Source organism: Geodermatophilus sp. SYSU D01176 (assembly GCF_054050015.1).
The window spans coordinates 34692-55035 of sequence record NZ_JBJGYN010000032.1; the positions used below are offsets into that span (position 1 = coordinate 34692).

Annotated in this window: 21 protein-coding genes; 6 read left to right on the forward strand and 15 right to left on the reverse strand. The window is 75.3% G+C overall.

Translation table 11 applies throughout. From position 1 onward, the window contains the following. The 4 genes from ACI78Z_RS16765 (at position 1) to ACI78Z_RS16780 (ending at position 5547) form a co-directional block, all read left to right on the forward strand. The gene (locus ACI78Z_RS16765) at positions 1-1149 is read left to right on the forward strand and encodes a MalY/PatB family protein (RefSeq protein WP_457037675.1); all 1149 of its coding nucleotides are present in this window, start codon (positions 1-3) and stop codon (positions 1147-1149) included. Positions 1150-1561: 412 nt separating this feature from the next. After that, positions 1562-4321, forward strand: a complete 2760-nt coding sequence (locus ACI78Z_RS16770; protein WP_457037676.1) for an AAA family ATPase — start codon at positions 1562-1564, stop codon at positions 4319-4321. Between the two features lie 100 nt (positions 4322-4421). Beyond that, a complete protein-coding gene (locus ACI78Z_RS16775; RefSeq protein WP_457037677.1) occupies positions 4422-5117 on the forward strand; it encodes a hemerythrin domain-containing protein in 696 nt (231 codons plus the stop codon). Between the two features lies 1 nt (position 5118). Next, positions 5119-5547 (forward strand): hypothetical protein, encoded by a 429-nt coding sequence (locus ACI78Z_RS16780; protein WP_457037678.1) that lies wholly within the window; start codon positions 5119-5121, stop codon positions 5545-5547. Here ACI78Z_RS16780 and ACI78Z_RS16785 read toward each other — a convergent pair. From ACI78Z_RS16785 to ACI78Z_RS16845, 13 genes are all read right to left on the reverse strand, one after another. Then, a complete protein-coding gene (locus ACI78Z_RS16785; RefSeq protein ID WP_457037679.1) occupies positions 5517-5987 on the reverse strand; it encodes a hypothetical protein in 471 nt (156 codons plus the stop codon). The two genes, ACI78Z_RS16780 and ACI78Z_RS16785, sit on opposite strands and share 31 nt — an antisense overlap. 11 nt (positions 5988-5998) lie before the next feature. Beyond that, entirely contained in the window at positions 5999-6445 is a 447-nt protein-coding gene (locus ACI78Z_RS16790; protein WP_457037680.1) for a hypothetical protein, read from the reverse strand. A gap of 643 nt (positions 6446-7088) precedes the next feature. Beyond that, on the reverse strand, positions 7089-7778 hold the full coding sequence (locus ACI78Z_RS16795) for a response regulator (RefSeq protein ID WP_457037681.1): 690 nt from the start codon (positions 7776-7778) through the stop codon (positions 7089-7091). Continuing rightward, positions 7775-8422, reverse strand: a complete 648-nt coding sequence (locus ACI78Z_RS16800; RefSeq protein ID WP_457037695.1) for a dioxygenase family protein — start codon at positions 8420-8422, stop codon at positions 7775-7777. The genes ACI78Z_RS16795 and ACI78Z_RS16800 overlap by 4 nt, the downstream gene beginning before the upstream one ends. Positions 8423-8432: 10 nt before the next feature. Next, on the reverse strand, positions 8433-8579 hold the full coding sequence (locus ACI78Z_RS16805) for a hypothetical protein (RefSeq protein WP_457037682.1): 147 nt from the start codon (positions 8577-8579) through the stop codon (positions 8433-8435). A 98-nt stretch (positions 8580-8677) separates the two neighbouring features. After that, positions 8678-10825, reverse strand: a complete 2148-nt coding sequence (locus tag ACI78Z_RS16810; protein WP_457037683.1) for a putative bifunctional diguanylate cyclase/phosphodiesterase — start codon at positions 10823-10825, stop codon at positions 8678-8680. A gap of 86 nt (positions 10826-10911) precedes the next feature. Next, entirely contained in the window at positions 10912-11685 is a 774-nt protein-coding gene (locus ACI78Z_RS16815) for a glycerophosphodiester phosphodiesterase (protein WP_457037684.1), read from the reverse strand. Positions 11686-11838: 153 nt separating this feature from the next. Further along, entirely contained in the window at positions 11839-12420 is a 582-nt protein-coding gene (locus ACI78Z_RS16820) for a hypothetical protein (RefSeq protein ID WP_457037685.1), read from the reverse strand. A gap of 13 nt (positions 12421-12433) precedes the next feature. Continuing rightward, positions 12434-13582 carry a zinc-dependent alcohol dehydrogenase gene (locus tag ACI78Z_RS16825; RefSeq protein ID WP_457037686.1) on the reverse strand — a complete coding sequence of 383 codons (1149 nt, stop codon included), beginning with the start codon at positions 13580-13582 and terminating at the stop codon, positions 12434-12436. Positions 13583-13706: 124 nt separating this feature from the next. Further along, positions 13707-14717, reverse strand: coding sequence for a cytochrome d ubiquinol oxidase subunit II (locus tag ACI78Z_RS16830; RefSeq protein ID WP_457037687.1), 1011 nt, complete (start codon positions 14715-14717; stop codon positions 13707-13709). Continuing rightward, entirely contained in the window at positions 14714-16099 is a 1386-nt protein-coding gene (locus tag ACI78Z_RS16835) for a cytochrome ubiquinol oxidase subunit I (RefSeq protein WP_457037688.1), read from the reverse strand. Before ACI78Z_RS16835 ends, ACI78Z_RS16830 begins: the two co-directional genes overlap by 4 nt. A 192-nt stretch (positions 16100-16291) precedes the next feature. Continuing rightward, a complete protein-coding gene (locus ACI78Z_RS16840) occupies positions 16292-17113 on the reverse strand; it encodes a sulfurtransferase (protein WP_457037689.1) in 822 nt (273 codons plus the stop codon). A 66-nt stretch (positions 17114-17179) separates the two neighbouring features. Next, a complete protein-coding gene (locus tag ACI78Z_RS16845) occupies positions 17180-17407 on the reverse strand; it encodes a hypothetical protein (RefSeq protein WP_457037690.1) in 228 nt (75 codons plus the stop codon). Between the two features lie 214 nt (positions 17408-17621). On the opposite strand from ACI78Z_RS16845, the gene ACI78Z_RS16850 reads away from it, so the two are divergent. After that, positions 17622-18590, forward strand: a complete 969-nt coding sequence (locus ACI78Z_RS16850; protein WP_457037691.1) for a beta-carotene 15,15'-dioxygenase, Brp/Blh family — start codon at positions 17622-17624, stop codon at positions 18588-18590. A gap of 15 nt (positions 18591-18605) precedes the next feature. Here ACI78Z_RS16850 and ACI78Z_RS16855 read toward each other — a convergent pair whose 3' ends face one another. Next, positions 18606-19208 (reverse strand): ATP-binding protein, encoded by a 603-nt coding sequence (locus tag ACI78Z_RS16855; protein WP_457037692.1) that lies wholly within the window; start codon positions 19206-19208, stop codon positions 18606-18608. Positions 19209-19391: 183 nt separating this feature from the next. Between ACI78Z_RS16855 and ACI78Z_RS16860 the strand changes: the two genes are divergently transcribed. Continuing rightward, positions 19392-19682, forward strand: coding sequence for a DUF1540 domain-containing protein (locus ACI78Z_RS16860; protein WP_457037693.1), 291 nt, complete (start codon positions 19392-19394; stop codon positions 19680-19682). A gap of 105 nt (positions 19683-19787) precedes the next feature. On the opposite strand, the gene ACI78Z_RS16865 is transcribed toward ACI78Z_RS16860, so the two are convergent. Beyond that, entirely contained in the window at positions 19788-20216 is a 429-nt protein-coding gene (locus ACI78Z_RS16865) for a hypothetical protein (RefSeq protein WP_457037694.1), read from the reverse strand. Positions 20217-20344: the final 128 nt, after the last annotated feature.

The window sequence follows — 20344 nt, forward strand, 5'->3', positions numbered from 1 at the left end:
GTGTTCGACCACCTCACCGTCGAGGACCTGCGGGCGGGCGGCAGCCTCAAGTGGTCGCTGTACCCGGAGGCGATCGGGTCGTTCGTCGCGGAGATGGACTTCGGCACCGCGCCGGCGGTCACCGCGGCGCTGCACGCGGCGGTGGACGGTGCCGTGTTCGGCTACCTGCCGCCGGCGCTGCTGCAGCGGATGTCGGAGGCCTATGCGGCGTGGTCGGCCGACCGGTACGGCTGGACGGTGCCGCCCGAGCGGGTGCGGCCGCTGGCCGACGTCCTGGCCGGCCTGGCCGCCGCGATCGAGCACTTCTCCCGCCCGGGCAGCCCGGTGGTGCTGCCGACGCCGGCCTACATGCCCTTCCTCACCCTGCCGGGCGTGCTGGGCCGCGAGGTCATCGAGGTGCCGATGGCCCGGGACGGCGACCGGTACGTCTACGACCTCGACGCGCTGGACGCCGCGTTCCGGGCCGGCGGGCACCTGATGGTGCTGTGCAACCCGCACAACCCCATCGGCCGGGTGCTCGAGCCCGCGGAGATGACCGCCGTCGCCGAGGTCGTCGACCGTCACGGCGGGCGGGTGTTCTCCGACGAGATCCACGCGCCGCTGGTGTACCCCGGGCACCGGCACGTGCCCTACGCCTCCCTGGGCGAGGTGCCGGCCGGGCACGCGGTCACCGCGACCTCGGCGTCCAAGGCGTGGAACCTGCCGGGCCTGAAGTGCGCGCAGCTGGTCCTCTCCAACGACGCCGACGCCGCGACCTGGGCCCGGGTGGGGCTGCACCCGGAGCACGGCGCCTCCACCCTCGGCGTCGTCGCGAACACCGCCGCCTACACCGGCGGCGCCGGCTGGCTGGACGACGTCCTGGCGTACCTCGACGCCAACCGCCGGCTGCTGGCCGACCTCGTCGCCGAGCACCTGCCCGGCGTGCGGTACACCCCGCCGGAGGGCACCTACCTGGCCTGGCTGGACTGCCGGCAGCTCGGGCTGGCCGAGCCCGGCCCGTTCTTCCTCGAGCGGGCCGGGGTGGCCCTCACCGACGGGCTGCTGTGCGGCACCTCCGGCCGGCAGTACGTCCGGCTGAACGTCGCCACCCCGCAGCCGGTGCTGACCGAGGTCGTCGGGCGGATGGGCGCCGCGCTCGCCGCCCGCTGAGCACGCGGCCCCGTGCACCGCACCGCGGCACCGCTGTCCACATCGGCGTGCTCGACTCGAGCACGGTGACGGACCTCGTCGCCGGGTCCGGACCGCGGTTCCGCGAGCGCGGACGGACGGAGTCGAGGGGTGTGCCCGGCGACTGGCAGCTGCACCTCGTGGAGCACAGCGCCTGACCGGACGGCAGGCACGGCCCTGACACGTCGGCCCAGTACCGGGCGTGGAACGGCAGAGCCGCGATCGTACGGCCCGGCCGTCGGCTGGTCCTGCACCACGGTGCTCCGCATCCGACCGCTCGGCCAGCTGCCGGCCGGGACCGGCCTGGTGCCGACCTGAGGGCCGCCGGTCACCCAGTCCCGGGCGGCACCGGAATCGGTTCCACCGAGTGCCGGATGATGCCACGCTCGGAGAGGTGTCGCCGATCCCCCCGCGACGCCTGGCCGTGCACGGCCGACGCGAGGAGCAAGCCGTCATCGCGTCCGTCCTCGATGGGCTTCGTCGGGGACGGAGCGGCGTCGTCGTCGTCCGTGGGCCGGTGGGGATCGGCAAGTCGACGCTGCTGGAACTGGGCGCGGAGGGCGCCGAGGACCTCCGCGTGCTGCGCGCCCGCGGGGTCGAGTCCGAGACCGAACTGGCCTTCGCAGGCCTGCACCAGCTCCTGCACCCGGTGCTCGACCGGATGCGCCTGCTCCCCACACCTCAGCGCCGGGCGCTGGCATCGGCGCTGGGCATCGAGGACGGCCGGCCGAACGCGTCGCCGGCCGACCGGTTCCTCGTCGCCCTCGCCGTCCTGGGCCTGCTGGCGGCGGCGGCCGAGGAGTCACCGGTCCTCTGCCTCGTGGACGACGCCCACTGGCTCGACCACGCCTCGGCCAGCGCGCTCCACTTCGTCGCCCGCCGGCTCGGCGACGACCCCATCGGCATGGTCTTCGCCGTCCGGGACCCTGATCCCCACCACTTCCCCACGGCTGATCTGACGGAGCTGCAGCTCGGGGGCCTGGACGTCGACGGAGCCGCCGCGCTGCTGTCGGACCGTGCGGGAGCGACCGTGGAGCGGGAGGTGTGCGAGCGACTCGTGCGCTGGACCGGGGGGAACCCGCTCGCGCTGAGTGAGCTCCCGTCGGTGCTCACCACGGAGCAACTGGCCGGACTGTCTCCGCTGCCGTCGCCACTGCCGCTGCCGAGCCACGTGGAGCGGGTGTTCGCCGATCGAGTGCAGCGGCTGCCCGAGGACACCAGGACGCTGTTGCTCGTCGTCGCGGCCGAGGACAGCGGAGAACTGGCTCGCGTGACGCGGGCTGCCCGCATGCTGGGCCTGTCGGACGCCGTGCTCGAGACCGCCGAGAACAGCGGGTTGGTCGACATCCGGGAGCGGCAGATCGGCTTCCGGCATCCCCTGGTCCGAACGGCCGTGTACCAGGCAGCCCCCGCACTCCGACGCCGGGAGGTGCACCGTGCCCTCGCACGAGTGGCGAGCCGGGCGGGCGACGCCGACCGCCGGGCATGGCACGCGGCGGCAGCCGCCGTGGAACCCGACGAAGCGGTCGCAGACGGGCTCGAGCAGGCCGCAGCCCGGGCCAGCGGCAGAGGCGGGTTCGAGGCCGCGGCAGCCGCCCTCGTGCGGGCGGCCGGCCTGACGCCCGACGGCGCCGACCGCTGCCGCCGTCTCGTCGCGGCCGCCGGGAACGCCTGGACCGCAGGCCACCTCCGGGATGCGTCCCACCTCCTCGACGTGGCCCGGCCGCTGGCCTCCGGCCTCCCGCTGCGCGCGGAGATCGACCGGCTCCGGGCGTGGCTGGAGTTCAGCATCGGATCCCCCGCCACGGCACACCGCATCGTGATCGACGCAGCCGACGCGATCGCCTCGAGCGACAGCCCCCGGGCGCGCCACCTGCTCGCCGCCGCAGCCGAGTCGGCCTGGCTCGCCTCCGACCACGGGGTCGGCGCCGAGATCCGGCGCGTCATGGCACGGCTCGACCCGCCCCGGAACGACCGCGATCGAGTACTGGCCGATGGGCTCGCCGGCTTCCTCGCCCTCCTCGAGGGGCGGCCGGACGAGGCCGTCCCCCTGGTCGCCCGGTCCCTGCGCACCGCCGAACGGCTCGGCGACCGGGACCTGCTGGCGGCGGCAGCCCAGCACGCCCACTACATCGGCGACGACGACGCGGCGCTGCGGTTGGCCACCAGAGAGGTGGCGCAGGCCCGAGCGGCCGGCGCCGTCGCCGATCTGGTGCTCGCGCTGCCCCGGCTGGTGCACGCGGAACTGCTGCACGGGCACTGGACGGCGGCGGCAGCCGCGGCCGAGGCGTTGCGCCTCGCCGAGGGCATGGGCCACGCCGAACTGTCCGCCCTCCCGCTCGCCTGGCTCACCCTGCTGGCCACGCTCCGGGGGGATCGCGACAGGGCACGTGCCTACGCGGTTCGGGCCGAGACGCTCGCGGAGACGCACGCCCTCGGTGTCCACCGCCTTCCCGCGCTGGAGGTCATCCGCTGGGCGCGAGCCACGGAGAAGCTCGCCGCGGCGCGCCCGGCGTCAGCGTTCGTGCTGGTGGACGACCTCCACCACCCGGTGGTCACGCTGATGGCGACGATGGACCGCGTCCAGGCGGCCGCCCGGTCGGACCACCGCGACCGCGCCCGGCACTGGCTGGCAGGGATCGAAGCAGTCGCCACCGCCAACCGCATGCCCTGGGCCGAGGCCCTGGCCGCCCACTGCCGCGGTGTGCTGTCAGAGGGAACCGTCGCGGCCCAGCACTTCGCCGAGGCGCTGCGGCGGCACGAGGACGCCCATCGTCCGTTCGACCACGGCCGGACGCTCCTGGCCTACGGAGAGGTCCTGCGCCGCTCCCGGAGGCGCGTCCAGGCGCGCGCTCATCTCGCCGCGGCCCTCGACCTGTTCGAGAGCACGGGAGCTGTGCCGTGGGCGGAGCGCGCCCGGTCGGAACTGCGCGCGTGCGGGGAGACCACCCACCGGCGTGACCCCGCCGCGCCGCAGCGGCTCACCCCGCAGGAACTGCAGGTGGCTCGGTTCGTGGCCACGGGGTTGCCGACCCGTGCGGTGGCCGCCCAGCTCTTCCTGAGCCCCCGCACGGTCGACTTCCACCTCCGAAACGTCTTCACCAAGCTGGGGATCAGCTCCAGAGCAGAACACGCCGCGCACCGGCTGGAGTGACCCCGAACAGGAGGGGGATCCCGGCATTTTCGCCGGTACGTCCTCGCCGCCCCCAGGCCTAGCGTCGGTCCACCCGATCGAGCCGCCGCAAGGGGTCGCCATGACCACCCCCCTCGAACCCGACCTGCGCCCCAGCTACCTGGAGCACCGCGCCATGCGCACGGACGCCGCCCGCCTCACCCAGCTCGTCGCCGCCGCCCGGCCGTCCGACAGCGAGCGGCTGGAGGCCCTGGCGGCCTGGTACGGCCACTACGAGCGGGCCATCCACGACCACCACACGGCCGAGGAAGCCGTGGTCTATCCCGCGCTGCTGGAGCGGGACCCGTCCTTCGCCGAGGCCGACGGGCAGCTCGAGGGCCAGCACTGTGTGCTGGCCGACCGCCTCACGGTCGCACGCGAGAGCCTCGGCGGTCTCTCGACCGCGGCCGGCGGAGCGGCCTGGGAGCAGGAGCACGCAGACGCTGTCGGCGCCGCACAGGCACTGCGGGAGATCATCGACACGCACACGCACCACGAGGAGGACGTGGCGTTCTCCCGGTACCGGCGGGCCTTCACGGCCGAGGAGTTCGCCGACCTCGGCAAGGCCGCCTGGAAGGTGGTGGGCGCCCGCGCCGTGGTGTTCGCCGGGCCGTGGGTCCTCGACCACGCCACCCCCGAGGAGCGCACCCGGACGCTCGCGGCGCAGCCCCTGCTGCTCCGCGTGCTCTACCACCTGTGGCTGCGGCCACGCTACGTGCGGCTCGCGCGGCCGCTCCAGGTCCCGGGTCCCGGCACATCACTCCGAACGGAGGCCTGACATGCCCACCATCCCGTGGCGCACCGCGACCACCCCGGAACCCACGCAGCAGTACGTCGTCCTGGCCAGCCGGCTCCCGCTGCGCTCGATCACGCGAGTGCCGTGGTTCACGGGCCTCACCGTGTCCGTCGTCCGGCAGCTGGAACGGACCGACGGGCTCGTGGGCTACAGCCTGCGCGCCCAACCGCTGGCCAAGACGTTCTGGACGCTGTCGGCGTGGGCCGACCAGGAGGCGCTGGGCGCCTTCGTCCAGAAACTGCCGCACCGGGCCGTGATGGCGAAGCTGCGCCCGCACATGAGCGCCACGCGCTTCGCGAGCTGGACCGTGCCGGGCAGCGAGCTGCCCGTCGCATGGGTGGATGCGACCACCCGGCTGGTCGGCGCCGAAGCGTCGGGGCCTCACGGACGACGGCCGCCGGGGCCCGGCTGAGCCGCGCCCTGGCTGAGCCGCACCCTGGCTCGAGCCGCCCCGTCCGCGGCGCCGGACCCGAGCAGGTGCCTGGCACGAGCCGCCGCCAGGGCACCGACGCCGAGGGTGCCGGCCACGAGCAGGACCTGCACGCACACCAGGGTCCGGGGCAGTCCCGGCTTGCCGAACTGGCCGTCGAAGAAGCCGGACAGTGCGCTGACCACACAGGCCCCGGCCAGCAGCCCGGCCGCCACGGCTCCGCGGCGGTCGGGCCAGCGGACGGCGCCCGCGGTGAGAGCGGCCTGAGCGGCCATCATCGGGACGGGCGCGGCGGCGACGGCCCGGCCGGACCACGCGTCGGCCGGCGCGTTGTGGCCCAACGCCACGGCCAGGCTGCCGCCGAGGCCGTCGATGACCAGCAGTCCGGCGGTCGCCGTGCCCAGCGCCCGGCCACTGCCCACCGCCGGGAGCATCACCGCACCGCCGTCAGGTCCCCGGCCGTCGCGCCGGCCCCGTGCCGGACCAGCCCGACGCCCAGCGTCACCATCCCCACGACGAGGACCACGGCTCCCACGTAGGCGAGGTTCACCAGGGCGTTCGGTTCGGTGGCATCCGGGCTGAGCACGGACAGGAAGTAGGCCACCGGGAGGAGGATCGCCGCGGTGGGGAACGCGAGACGGACGAACCAGCGGGTGCGCTCGCCCAGCGCGGTCTCGTCGACGTAGCGGAGGGCGACCAGCGAGAGGATCAGGAGCACTCCGGCGTGCGCATGGCCGGCTCGCCACAGGTCCTGCCGGAGCGGATTCGTCGTGTAGCCGGGGTCGTTCACCAGCAGCGTCAGCACGCTGACCCCACCGATGACCACGGTCGGCATGAGGATCAGGAGCGCGCCGGCAACCCGGCGGGACTGCGGGCTCATCGGACACCTCCCTCGGAGGACTCGAACGATGGACGACGCGGACGGTAGGCCGAACCGCACCGATGGCGTACCGGTGAAATTGCCGGAGCTCGCGCCGTGGTGCCGTGGCGACAGCAGGGTCGACCCCGGCCGCCCCGTCCGGGCACAGGGGGGTGTCAGCGGCCACCCGGGGTCTCGCCGGGTCCCCCTCGCTACGCGCCCAGCTGGAGGACGACCTGGCCCCCGATGACCTCGGGCACGCTCCCCGTCGCCCGGGGCACGTCCTCCCGGACCAGTCCGCCGCCCACGCGGGTGGACTCTTCGTCCCGCCTCGTCCTCGTAGACGCTCACGCTGAAGCCGCCGCCCAGGGACGGCGGTCGGTCATCGCGTTCCACACGGCGTGGACCTCGTCGTAGCCCTGCTCCCCCCGCCCGGTCACGGGGCCCGACACCCACGTGCGGAGGTCGTCCGGCTCGGGTCGCAGCGTCGACGTGGTCGAGGAACGCCCTCGTCCGGCCAGGTCATCGCGGGCCACCATGGTCGGCCGGGCACCGAGAGCAGGTCCAGGAGACAAGGCCTGTGCGTGGTCCAGGGCACCGCCACGGTGGAGAGCCGGTCAGATCCGCGCGGAGCGCCCACCGGGACGCAGCGTGCCGGTCCCGGTCACGCGGCGGCGGAGAGCAGCAGCCCGAGCTGCTGGGCCTTCACGACCGCCTCCAGCTGGGAGTGGACCCCGAGCTTGGTGTACAGCGACTTCGCGTAGCCGCGGCAGGTCTCCAGGGTGATCCCCAGGACCCGGGCGATGGCCTTGACGTGCATCCCGCAGCCCAGGCACTCGAGCACCTCCTGCTCGCGGCGGGTCAGCTGCGGCTGCACCTCGTCCACCGGTGCCGGGCGGGTGCCGCCGTTCGGTGCGCCGGTGAACGTGGACGGCGCGATCAGCATCTGGCCGGCCCGCACCCGGCTGAGGATGTCGAGCATCTCGGCCAGGGACGAGTCCTTCGGGATGAAGGCGGACGCGCCCGCCTGGGTGGCCCGCACCACCCAGTCCGGGTCGCGATGGTCGCTGACCACCGCGACGACGGTGAGCGGGGCGACCTCTCGCACCCGACGGGTGGCCGACAAGCCGTCCTGCCGGGGCATCTGGATGTCCATCACCACGACATCCGGCTGCAGGTCCTGTGCCATGGCGACGGCCTGGGCACCGGAGTGCGCCGTTCCCAGCACGGCCATCCCGGCGGCCTGGAGGGCGCCGGCGAGCAGTTCGGCGAACGCACGGTGGTCGTCGACGACCAGCACGCGAGGCGCCACCCGAGCGGCGGACCGATCGAGGTGGTCGAGGGCGAGTGTCACGATCGTCTCCAGGGCTGGCCGTGATGGGCGGGGTCCCCCGCCGACAGCCACGACCCTGACTCCCCGACCGCAGGCTCACCGCGACGCATGCACGAGGAATGCGCAAGACCGTCGGGCCGACGGGTCAGTTCGACGGGGCGCCGGGCGGCGGCCTGGGCGGGGACGGCGCCGACGGCGAGTCGGACGGCGTAGCCGCTGGTGACGTCGCCGGTCACGGTGCCCAGCTGGCTGGCGCCGCCGTCGTCCCCGAAGACGTTGTCGCCGGTCAGGCTGACCCGCGACAGGTTGTCCACCGAGGCCTCGTAGCCGGTCGTCGCGTAGACCGCCTCGCAGGCGTCCTGCGGCAGTGCGACCTGGGAGGTGGCGATGGCGTTCGCCGCATCTGTGGTGCTCCCCTGGTCCGGGTAGACCTCGACGTGGACGTGCGGCCAGCGCCCGTCGTAGCAGGCCGGGAAGACGCTGGTGAAGCGCACCAGGCCGTCGGCGTCGGCGACCTGCACACCGCGCAGGTAGTTCTGGTCCTCGATGCCCGCGGAGTACAGCGAGTAGCCGCCCTCACGGCTGCAGTGCCAGACGTAGACGGCGACCCCCTCGAAGGGCGCCCCGCCGTTCGCGAGGTCGGCGACCATGAGCTCCAGGGTCATCGGCACGCCCTCAGCGGTGCCGCTGTACTCCCCGAAGCCGGCGGCGGCTGAGCAGCGTCCCGACGTCGAAGCCGAGCCCCTGGTCGACGAGCTCCTCGTCGGGCCGGGGCAGGGGGCGACCCTCGTAGGTCGGGGTCGGGTCGGAGGGCTGGTGCACGGGTGCTCCTGAGGGTCGTCGTCGCTACTGACCGCGACGCTACGGACCTCCACCGTCATGCCCCTGGGTGCCGGCTGGGAGATGCCTGCGAGCCCCGGTCAGATCACCCGCAGCGCCTCGGGCACCCGTGCCACCGACGGGTGCAGCCCCGTCCGCCACCGGAAGGCGGCCGTGTGCGGCAGGGCCATCGGCAGCAGCCCGGGCGCCGCCGGGCGGGCGAGCAGGAAGCCGCTGGCCGAGTCCACCCCGAGGGCACTGAGGACACGCAGCTGCTCGAGCGTCTCCACGCCCTCCGCGACGACGTCGGCCTCCAGGGCGTGGGCGAGGGTGACGATGCTCGCCAGCACCGCCTCCCCCCGCACCGTCCCGAGGTCGTGCACGAAGGACCGGTCGATCTTGATGACGTCGACCGGCAGGTCGCCCAGCCGGGCCAGCGAGCTGTAGCCGGTGCCGAAGTCGTCGATCGCGATCGCGACGCCCATCGCCCGCACCTGCTCCAGCACCGCGGCCAGGCAGGACGAGTCGGCGACGGTGGACTCGGTGACCTCGATGCCCAGCCGGTCCGCGGTCAGCCCCACGCGGGCGAGGTGCCCGGCGATCAACCCGGGCATCCGGTGGTCGGCCAGCTGCTGCGGGGACACGTTGAACCACACCCGCAGGCCGGGGACGTGCGCCCACCGGGCCGCCTGCTCGACCGCCCGGGCGAGCACCCACTCGCCGATCCGGGAGATCAGCCCCGACTCCTCGGCGATGGGGATGAAGTCCGACGGCGGGACCACCCCGCGGACGGGATGGCGCCAGCGGACCAGTGCCTCGACGTGGGTGATCCGCTCGACGCGCAGGTCGAAGGCCGGCTGGTACTCCAGGAAGAGCTCGTCGCGGTCCAGCGCCAGGCGCAGGTCGCGCTCGGTGCGCACCCGGTGCACCGACTGCAGGTGCATCTGCTCGTCGAACCAGACCGCCCGCTCCCGTCCGGCCGCCTTGGCCCGGTCCACCGCGGCGTCCGCCTCGCGCAGCAGCGTGTCCAGGTCGGCCGGACACGCCGACGACGACAGCCCGATGCTCGCGGTGACCGCCAGCCGTGCGCCGGTCTCCCGCGGCCGGGAGACCGCCTCGATGACCGCGGCCGCCATCCGGTCGGCCGCCACGGCGGGGGCGTCGAACATGACCAGGACGAACTCGTCGCTGGCAAAGCGTGCCACCAGCTCGGTCGACCCGGCCAGGTCGGCGAGGCGCCGGGCGACATCGGCGAGCAGCGCGTCGCCGGCGGCGTGGCCCAGGCTGTCGTTGACCAGCCCGAAGCGGTCGAGGTCCACGAACAGCACGGTCATCCCGGCTCCGGGCCACCGGTCGAGGACCGCGCCGACCTGCTGCACCAGCCCGGCGCGGTTGGGCAGGCCGGTGAGCTCGTCGTGGGTGGCCCGGTGGGCGAGGTCCTGCTGCGCCCGCTCGGCGTCGGTGCGCGCCCGGCGCTCGGCGGCCAGCAGCCGCTCCCGCTCCTCCTCCATGGCCCGCCGCTCGCCGACGTCCCGGAAGTACACGCCGAGCCCGCCGCGGCGCAGGGGGAAGACCCGCGTCTCCGCCCACAGGTCGGCGGCCGCGTAGTGGGCCTCCACCGTCACCGGTCGCCCCGTCCGCACGGCCTCGCGGTAGGCCTCCTCGAAGGGCGTCCCGAGCAGGTCGGGGAAGCGCTCCCACAGGTCGCGGCCGACGACGTCGTCCCGCGATATCCCCAGCCGGGCCTCGGCCTGCGCGTTGACGTAGGTGACCCGCCAGCCGGCGTCCACCCCGACGTACATGTCGCTGAAGGACTCGAGGCTGTCGACCACCTCGGCCGCCGCGCGCCGGCTCTCCGCCGTCCGGGCCGCCTCCGCCTCCGCCGCGGTCATGTCCCGGAAGATGACGTAGGCCCGGGTGACGCCGCCGTCGGAGAAGAGCGCGCTGGTGACCTCCGCGGGGAAGGTCGACCCGTCGCGCCGGCGTATCCGCAGCACCCCGCGGTAGGCGCCGTCCCGGCCCCGGACGGCCGCGGCCTCCGCCCAGGCCGGATCCCGCAGGTCGGCCAGGTCCTCCCGGCCGAGCTGGGACACCTCGGCCTCGGACCAGCCGAGCAGCTCGCACGCCCGCGCGTTCGCCCGGTGGATGCGCCCGTCCGGCGAGGTCAGCAGGAACCCGTCGATGCCCTGCGTGAACATCGCCTCGTAGACGTCGCTGGGCAGCGTCGCGCAGCGCGGGGTCTCCGACATGGGAACGGAGTCGACCGGAACCCGGTTCCGCTTGATCGGGTTCCACAATTGGGGTGAGGGACGCCGGCCCCGGCGCCGACCGCGTCTCAGGGGACCCCGAGGGCCTCCAGGGCGGCCGGGACCGCGTCCACCACCACGGCGTCGGCACCCGCGTCGAGCAGCGCACCGGCGAGGTGGACCTCCGGGCACCAGACCATGAGGCGGCGCCCGGCGCCGTGGACGAACGGCAGCGTGCCGGCCACGGTGGCCGGGTCGACCGTGCCGGCACCGCGGTCGGCCAGCGATCCGACGTGCAGCCCCAGCGCGTCGACGTCCATGTGCGCGCAGGCGGCGACCGCGACGTCGACAGGGAAGTGGTGCCAGGTGAGCCAGCCCAGCGGCAGCGTGGGGACCCGGGCGCGCAGCGTGCCCAGCGCCGCGGGGTCGAAGGACGTGACCAGCAGCGGCCGACGACGGGCCTCGGCCGCGACGACGGGGACGAGCAGGGCCGCGGTGGTGCGCGCCGGCGGTCGCAGGCTGTCGTCGATGGCGGACTTGAGGTCCAGGTCCAACCCCACCCCGGGGGCCAGCTGCTCCAGCAGCGTGTGCAGCCGCAGCGTGCCGCGCCGGTCGGCCTCCGCCGCACCGACGTCGGCCACGCGGGTGCCGTCCGGGTACGCCTCGTCGTGCGCCACCACCAGGACGTCGTCCGCCGTCCGCCGGACGTCGGCCTCGACCCAGGTCATCCCCAGCTCGGCCGCTGCCGTGAAGGACCCGAGGGTGTTCTCGCGGTGGCCGCGGACGACCCCGCAGCCCAGGCCCCGGTGCCCGATGAGCGCCGGCCCGGTACCGAACACGCGGGCCGCGGCGCGCGGGGACACGGTCCCGACGGGCGCACCGCGTGGACGCGGCACCCCGGTGGGCATCATGGCGGCGTCCCCTCTGTTCGGGACGGGGGTCGAGCGGGCCGTGCGGCGTCCATTCCACCCCCGCGGTCCACGCACGTCGATGGGGAACCGCGCCGTTCGGTCAGGTCAGCGGCGCAGGGCCCGCACCACCCGCCGGACGCCGGTGTACGCCACGGCGGCACCGGCCACCCACGGCCCCGCCACGACGACCGGGTCGACGAGGTGGTGCCGGGCATCGGAGCGTCCGCGCCGCGAGCGCAGCCCGCCGCGGGTGAACTCGCCGCGCAGTCCGGACGCCGGCACGTCCGGGCGCAGCGTGGCGAACGAGCGCAGGTGGCTGCCCCAGGCGTCGATCCGGTCCCCGACGACCAGCAGCGCCCAGTGCGCCAGCCGACCTTCGCTGAAGCGGCGGTAGGCGAGCCGGCGCACCGCGCCCGACGGCCCGGACAGCGGCTGCGCGGTGCCGAACACCGGCGTCACGAAGGCGTGCTCGATCGACCGCTCCCGGCCCTCGCCGCCGGGCTGCCGCTCGGGGAAGTCCCAGTGCGCACCGGTGTCCGCCGGGTACTGCAGCCTCGGGTACGACGGCCGGTCCGCGGGGTCGAGATCGGCGCCCCAGCCGGGGATCCGGGCCCGCAGCTCCTCGCGGGTCGGCGGCGGGGTGCGCTTGTCGCGGACGTAGGCGCTGGGGATGTCGGGGTCGGTCATCGTCGGCGCTCCCTCAGCCCGCGGTGGGCAGGATCAGCGGCTTGATGCAGCCGTCGAGCTTGGCGGAGAACACGTGGTAGGCCTCGGCGATGTCCTCCAGGGGGAACCGGTGGGTGACCACCGCCCGCGGCGTGAGGTGGCCGTTGCGCACGTGCTCGAACATCCGCGGCCACTGGCGCTTCACCGGCGTCTGGTTCATCCGCAGGGTGAGCCCCTTGTTGAGCGCGTCGCCGAACTTCACCGCATTGGGGATCGGCCCGTAGGCGCCGACGACGGAGACCGTGCCGCCCTTGCGCACCCCGTCGATCGCCCAGTTCAGCGCCACCGGCGAGCCGCCCTGCAGCTTCAGCTTGGTCCCGGCCACGTGCTGGAGGAGGTTGCCGTCGGCCTCCGCGCCGACCGCGTCGATGACGACGTCGGCGCCGAGGAAGTCGGTCTGCTTCTTGAGCGCGACCACGACGTCGTCGTGCTCGTCGTAGTCCAGCGTCTCGGCGTAGGCCATGGTCCGCGCCTTCTCCAGCCGCTCCTGCAGGTGGTCGACGACGATCACCCGGCCCGCGCCCATGAGCCACGACGACTGGGCGGCGATCAGGCCGACCGGCCCGGCCCCGAGGACGACGACCGTGTCGCCCTCGGCGATGTCGCCCAGCTGCGCGCCGAAGTAGCCGGTCGCGGCGGCGTCGGTGAGCAGGACGGCGTCCTCGTCGTGCATCCAGTCGGGGATCCGCACCGGCCCGACGTCGGCGAACGGGACCCGCACGTACTGCGACTGGCCGCCGTCGTACCCGCCGGTGGTGTGCGAGTAGCCGTAGATGCCGCCCACCGCGGTGGCGTTCGGGTTGACGTTGTGGCAGTTGGAGTACAGGCCCCGGGCGCAGAACCAGCACGAGCCGCAGAAGATGTTGAACGGCACCATCACCCGGTCACCGACGGCCAGGTTCCGCACCGACGACCCGACCTGCTCGACCACCCCGATGAACTCGTGGCCGAACGTGTGCCCGATCCGGGTGTCCGGCATGAGGCCGTGGTACAGGTGCAGGTCCGAGCCGCAGATGGCGGCCAGCGTGACCTGGACGATCGCGTCGTTGGGGTGCTCGATGGCGGGGACGTCCTTCTCCTCGACCCGCACCTTGTAGGGACCCCGGTACACCATGGCCCGCATCGGCCGACCTCCTCGCACTCCCGGGAACGTGGCGACACCCGCCGCCCCGCCGGCCGGGTCGACAGCGCCTCCGACCCTGCCCCGCCTCGTCCCGGCGGGCCAGTCGAGACCGGTGCGGTGCGGATCAGGAGGACGACCGGCCCGCCGGCGGCCGTTGGAAGAGCACGTACAGGTAGACCAGCGAGGGCAGCAGGACGACCGCGCCGGCCCCCAGGGCCACCAGCATCGCCACCAGGGTCGCCCGGCCGCGGGCCGCCTCCTCGACGGTCACCTCGGGCACCAGCACGTACGGATACTGGGCCACCGCCCAGCCGACGAGGATCGCGGTCACCGCCAGGCCGGACGCGGCGCGCGCGGCGCCGAACCGCCGCGTCCACAGCAGGCCGAGGGCGACCAGGCCGGCGAGCACCGACAGCGCCACCACGGGCAGCGCCCGGCCGGTGAGCCCCGCGTACAGCTGCGGGGCGTCGGCGCGGAGCACGAACAGCCCGGCGAGGCCGACCGCACCGGTGACCGCCGCCGTCCCCAGGGCGCGGGCGCGGAACTGCTCGACGAGGTCGTCGGCCCCCTCCCGCCGGGCGTCGGCGCAGAGGAACACCGCCGCCAGGTAGGCGCAGACCAGGACGGCGAGCACACCGCCGAGCGCGGACGTGGGGTTCAGCCAGCTCGTGACCACGTCGCCGGCGGCGATGCCGGCGGGCACCCGTCCCGAGGCGACGGCCCCCACGACGCTGCCGAGGAAGTAGGGGGTGGCCAGCGAGGAGAACGCGAACGCCGCACCCAGCAGTCGCCGCATGCCCAGCGTGGTGGTGCTCTTGCGGAAGGCGAACGCGGCCCCGCGGGCGATCATCCCGAAGGCGGCCAGGGTGAGGGGGACGTAGAGGGTGGTGACGACGGCCGCGAAGGCCCCGGAGAACGCCGTCCAGAGGACGACGAGCACGAAGATCAGCCAGACGTGGTTGGCCTCCCACACCGGGGCGATGGAGTGCTCGATCAGCTCGCGCTGGCGGGCGCCGCGGCGGCTGCCGCCGGCGAGCAGGTCCCAGATCCCGGCACCGAAGTCGGCCCCGCCGAAGAGCCCGTAGGCGATGAGCCCGACGAACATGACGGCGAGCACCACCTCCGCGAGCGTCACCGGACGGCCACCTCACCGGTGCCCCGGTCCGGCGGCTCGGCGTCCACCTCCTGCGGGGCCGGGGTGCCGGGACGCGCGGCCAGCCGCCGCAGCACGTACACGGTGAGCGCGGTCAGCACGGTGTACACGGCGACCACGGCGTAGAAGCCGAGCCAGAGCCCGGGCGCGGGGCTCACCGCGTCGGCGGTGCGCAGGATGCCGTAGACGACCCACGGCTGGCGGCCGACCTCGGTGACGACCCAGCCGGCCTCCATCGCGACCACCGCCGCGACGCCGGAGACCCCGACCGCCCACAGGAACCAGCGTGACTCCGGCAGCCGGCGGCGGCGCCACCAGGCCCAGCCGGCGACGACGGCCAGGAGCAGCAGCGCCGACCCGAGTCCGACCATCACGTCGAAGGCCAGGTGGACGACGTTGACCGGCGGGCGCTCTTCGACCGGGAACTCCTCCAGCCCCAGGACGACGCCGTCCGGGTCGTGGTGCACCAGGAGCGACAGCCCGTTCGGAATCTCCAGCGCCCAGCGCATCTCCCCGTCCGTGTACCAGCCGCCGACGGTGAGCGGCGCCCCCGCGGTGGTCTCGTACTGCCCCTCCATCGCGGCGAGCTTCACCGGCTGGTTGTCGGCGACGGTGTTGGCGATCCAGTCGCCGACGCCGATCTGCACCGGGCTGATCACGGCGGCGAACGCGAGCGGGATCGCCAGCCCCAGCCGGTGGTGCCGCTCCCGCCGGCCGCGGAGCATGCCGACGGCGTACACCGAGGCGATGGTGAAGCCGGTGACCATGTAGGCGGCCAGCAGCATGTGCACCACCTGCGGCCACGTGGAGGGGCCGAACATCGCCGCCCACGGCTGCGCGTCGACGACCCGGCCCTCCTCGTCGAGGCGGAAGCCGGTGGGGTTGTTCATCCACGCGTTGGCCGCGACGACGAAGAACGCGCCCGCCATCCCGGAGATGATCATCGGGACGGCGCTGAGCACGTGCGCCCGCGGGGAGAGCCGGTCCCAGCCGAACAGGTAGACGCCGACGAAGATCGCCTCGATGAAGAAGGCGAACCCCTCGAGGACGAACGGGAAGCCGTAGACCTCCCCGAAGCGGTCCATCAGGCCGGGCCAGAGGATGCCCATCTCGAACGACAGCAGCGTGCCCGACACCGCACCGGCGGCGAACAGGATCCCCATCGCCTTCGCCCAGGTCCGCGCCAGGCCCAGCAGCTCCGCGTCGCCGCGCCGGTGACCGCGCCACTCGGTGACCACGGTGATCAGGGGGAAGGCGATGCCGAAGCAGGCGAAGACGATGTGCCAGCCGAGGGACAGCGCCATCTGCATCCGCGCCGGGTACAGGTTCTCGGCCGCGTCGGCGAGCACGTCCAGGTGGTCCACGCGGGTCTCCGCTCGAGAGCCGGGTGGGTGCAGGATGGGCCGCGTCCCGGGTGCGCGCAACGGGGACACCCGGCCCGGCCCCGCCGCGAGGGGAGCGGGGGCCCGCCGCCGTCGAGGAGCCGGCCACGTCCGCGGCCGTGCCGGTGCCGCGCCCGGGCACCCCGCTCGCCGCCCGGCCCTGACCTCCCCGGGTCAGGCCGGCCGGTCCCCCACGGCCACCGGGCGGTCGGGGTCGGCGCTGTACTGCGACCACGAGCCCGCGTGGAGCCGGCCCTGCGGCAGGCCGGCCAACTCCAGGGCGAGCAGGTCGTGGCAGGCCGTCACCCCGGAGCCGCAGTAGGCGACCACGTCGCCGTCGACGGTCACCCCCGCCGCGGCGAAGGTCGCGCGCAGCTCCCCGACGGGGCGGAAGCGGCCGCTGCCGTCCAGGTTGGCCCGGGCCGGCACGTTGACCGCCCCGGGAACGTGCCCGGCCCGCGGGTCGACCGGCTCCCGCTCGCCGCGGTACCGCTCCGGGTCGCGCGCGTCGAGCACCACCGCCGCCTGGTCGAGGACGTCGTCGACGCCGGCCAGCCGCTCGGCCGGCCAGGGCCGGGGGGTGAACACCGCCGGGGCCCGGTCCGGCGGTGCCTGCTCGAGCGGGCCGTCCCACACCGCCGTCCCGCCGTCGAGGAGCGCCGCCTCGTGCCCGGTGACCCGCAGCATCCAGACCAGGCGGGCGGCGACGAGACCGCCGACGTCGTCGTAGGCCACCACGGGGTCGCCGTCACCGATGCCGAGCCCGGCCATGCCCTCGGCGAACACCTCCGGCTCCGGCAGCGGGTGCCGCCCGACGCCGGGGCCGGCGGGCCCGGCCAGCCAGCGGTCCAGGTCGACGAAGACCGCTCCCGGCAGGTGGCCGGCGTCGTAGGCGGCCCGACCGGACCGCCCGTCCAGGTACCAGCGCACGTCGGTCAGCACGACGTCGGCGCGGTGGGCGCGCAGCCACGGGAGGTCGACGACGGGAGGCAGCACGGCCGCGACCCTACGACCGCCCGGCCCGCGCCGGACCCTCCGGTCCTGCACGCGGGGAGGGCCGTCTCAGCCCCGGGGCAACCAGGTCAGCACGTCGTCCCTGCTGTCCGCGCCACCCCGGAACGCCTGCACCGCCTCGATCGCCCGCACGGTCCGCCACTGGCCGGGCGCCCAGGCGCGCAGCACCAGTCCCTCGTCCGTGAACGCGATGAGCGCTCCCGACTCGGTGACCAGCATCCCGGCCTCGACCCGCTCGTCCTGGTCCTGCGAGACCTGCACCGTCCACGCCGGCATAGCGTGCTCCCCCTGGCCCGGGGCATCGGTGTCCGACACCTGGTGTCACGAATCAACCCGGGGTTGCTCCCCTCGTCAACGCCCGGCGCGCGCGCCTTGGCACTGCGTGACGGAACCGCGCCGGACGGAGATCCGGGCGCCGCCCGCGTCGCGGTTGGCCACCACCCGGCGGGGTACCGGCCGGTCCGCGTCCGCCGGCTCCTGGAGGGATCGAGTGACGCCTCCGGACACCCTCGCCCCCCGACGGCTCGTCACCACCCCCGCCGGAGCCGCGACGGCGGTCTCGGGCGCGGCCGTGGCCGCCGCCGTCGTCGTGCAGGTCGCCGTCCCCGGCGGATGGGGGCACGCGGCGGGGGTGGTGCTCGTGGCGGGGCTGCTGCTCGGCCTGCCGCACGGGGCGGTCGACCACCTGGTGCCCGCCGCGCGGCTGCACTGGCCGGCTGCGCGGGTGGCCGGGTTCGCGGCCGGTTACGCCGCGCTGGCCGCCGCCGCGTGGCTGGCCTTCCGCAGCTGGCCCGGCCCCGCGCTGCTGGTGTTCGTCGCCGTCTCGGTCTGGCACTTCGGCACCGGGGAGACCGCCTTCGCCGACCTGCGGGCCGACCGCCCGGTGCGGCGGCGGGCACCCGCGGCGCTCGTGGCCGGGGCCGTCGTGCTGCTGGTGCCACTGGTCCGCGGCGCGGCCGAGACCGCGGCGGTCGTCGCCGCCGTCGTCCCCGGCTCCGACGGGACGCTGCCGGCCGGTGTGCGGACGGCGGTGCTCGCGCTCGTGCCGGCGGCCGCGGCGCTCCTGGCCGGGGATCTGCTGCGACGGCGGCAGCTGGTGGAGGCGGCCGAGCTGGCGGGTCTGGTCGTCCTGGTGCTCGTCGTCCCGCCGCTGGCGGCCTTCGGCGTCTACTTCGGCTGCTGGCACGCGGTGCGGCACGTCGCCCGCGTGGTCGCCGAGGACCCGGGCAGCGCCGCCGACCTGGCCGCCGGGCGGCTCGGCCGGCCGCTGCGCCGCTTCGCGGTCCGGGCGGCGCCGCCGACCGCCGCCGTCCTCGTCGTGCTGGCCCTGCTGTGGTCGGCCGCCGGCGGCTGGCGCGCGTTCGTGGCCGCCGACCTGCCGCTGCTGGCCGCCCTGACGCTGCCGCACGTCCTCGTCGTCGGCTGGCTGGACGCCGCTCCCCGGCCGCCGGACCGGTGACCGACGCCGCCGGCCTCAGGGCGCGGGCCGGCCGAGGACGTCGGCGAGGGCGAGGCGGTCGGCCCGCGGCCGGTCCACGACGGTCACCGCCTCCGTGCCGGGAACGCCGGCCGGCTCCACCACGGCCCGCAGCAGCGCATCCCAGCGGGTGGCGTGCCGGCGCATCGACCGCCCGGGGATGCCGCGGCCGCGGGCGGCCTGCCCCCTCTCGGCGAGCTCCCGCGACGCGTCGAGCAGGACCAGCCGCACCGGGCGGCCGGCCCGCCGCGCAGCGCGCAGGACGGCGGACCGCCACCACGGCCGCGTCCAGGGGTCGGTGAGGACGACGGCCGGCGCAGGCCCGGCCACGGCGCGCAGCACCCGCACCCGGTGCCAGGCGTGCACCAGTGGCCGGAGGAGGCGGTACGGCACGCGCACGCCCGCCGCCTGCACCCGGGCGGCGACGTCCTCGGAGTCCAGGGCGACGACCCCGGACGCGTGCTCGGCCATCAGCCGGCGCAGCAGCGTCGTCTTGCCGCTGCCGGGCAGCCCGCCGATGACCACCAGCACCCCCTGCGGCGCCGCGAGCCCGCGAGCCCGCGGGGCCCCGGCGGCGACCGGTCCGGTCTGCACCACCACCTGCGGCCACCTCCTCCCGTCTTCCCGCCCATGGTCCCCGGCACGGCTCGGAGACCGCCGGGGAACGGCTGTGGGAACGCTGTGGGAAGCGACCGTTCACGTTCCGCCGACGCACCGCTGACCTGGGCATTAGGGCAGCCTCAGATGGCTGGCGGGTCACCTGTGGACGTGCCAACCTGGGGCATGACCTCGCTCCAGGACATGCCCCAGGTTCAGGACTGCGCCGTCAGCAGCTGCTCGTACAACGCCGAGCACAGCTGTCACGCCGGCGCGATCACGGTGGGTGGCGACCACGCCCACTGCGGCACCTTCGTGGAGATCAGCTTCCGCGGGGGTCTCGACCGCAACGGCCTGGTCGGCGCCTGCCACCGCTCCGACTGCGTGCACAACGACAAGCTCGAGTGCCACGCCCCCAGCGTGCGGGTCGGGCCGAGCACCGACGCCGCCGACTGCCTCACCTACGAGGCCAGGTGACCTGAGGGGACGGCCCCGCTGCAGGGTCCCGCTGCGAGCCTCGGTCGGCCCTGCTGCAGGGTCCGCTGCGAGCCTGCGAGCAGCGGGGGCAGCGGGGTCCTCCGGCTACGAGGCCAGGTAGCCCAGGTCCCCCACCGACTCGGCCGTCAGACCGCCGGCCGGGTCGGCACGCAGCGCGCCGTCGGCCACGGCCAGTGCCGCGACCGGGTCGTCGTCGTCCACCAGGACCGCGCGGCCACCGGTGGCCACCGGGCGCAGGGCCGCGAGGACCGCGCGGCGGTCCGGGGCGGCCAGCCCCTCGGTGAGCCGGTCGACGAGCACGATCGTGGCCCCGGCCTCGCGCACGGCCTCGATCGCCTCGATGCGGCGGTGCACGTCGTCGTCCGCGGTGGCCGCGACGCGCTGCACGCGGACGGCCGAGTGACCGGAGGCGCAGCGCCCGCTGTCGTCGTCGAGCGCGGCCATCACCCGGCGGCGGGCTCCCGCCGGGCCCAGCAGCACGGTCACGTCCCCGACCGGCAGTCGCAGCCCCACGCGGCCCTCCCTCGCCTCGCTCCACCCGCCGTCCGACGGGTAAGGCGAGGCTAACCTCTATCGCGCGCCGCCGTCCACCCCTCCCCGGACAGCACCGCGGCGCCGCCCCCCGCCGGGGGACGGCGCCG

What these genes read in the sequence shown, in the direction of transcription:
- ACI78Z_RS16825 (WP_457037686.1), bottom strand. Translation starts at nt 13,582, where the DNA reads ATGCGGGCCATGGTGTACCGGGGTCCCTACAAGGTGCGGGTCGAGGAG.
- ACI78Z_RS16820 (WP_457037685.1), bottom strand. Translation starts at nt 12,420, where the DNA reads ATGACCGACCCCGACATCCCCAGCGCCTACGTCCGCGACAAGCGCACC.
- ACI78Z_RS16800 (WP_457037695.1), bottom strand. Translation starts at nt 8,422, where the DNA reads ATGACCCTGGAGCTCATGGTCGCCGACCTCGCGAACGGCGGGGCGCCC.
- ACI78Z_RS16780 (WP_457037678.1), top strand. Translation starts at nt 5,119, where the DNA reads ATGCCCACCATCCCGTGGCGCACCGCGACCACCCCGGAACCCACGCAG.
- ACI78Z_RS16810 (WP_457037683.1), bottom strand. Translation starts at nt 10,825, where the DNA reads ATGTCGGAGACCCCGCGCTGCGCGACGCTGCCCAGCGACGTCTACGAG.
- ACI78Z_RS16790 (WP_457037680.1), bottom strand. Translation starts at nt 6,445, where the DNA reads ATGAGCCCGCAGTCCCGCCGGGTTGCCGGCGCGCTCCTGATCCTCATG.
- ACI78Z_RS16860 (WP_457037693.1), top strand. Translation starts at nt 19,392, where the DNA reads ATGACCTCGCTCCAGGACATGCCCCAGGTTCAGGACTGCGCCGTCAGC.
- ACI78Z_RS16845 (WP_457037690.1), bottom strand. Translation starts at nt 17,407, where the DNA reads ATGCCGGCGTGGACGGTGCAGGTCTCGCAGGACCAGGACGAGCGGGTC.
- ACI78Z_RS16775 (WP_457037677.1), top strand. Translation starts at nt 4,422, where the DNA reads ATGACCACCCCCCTCGAACCCGACCTGCGCCCCAGCTACCTGGAGCAC.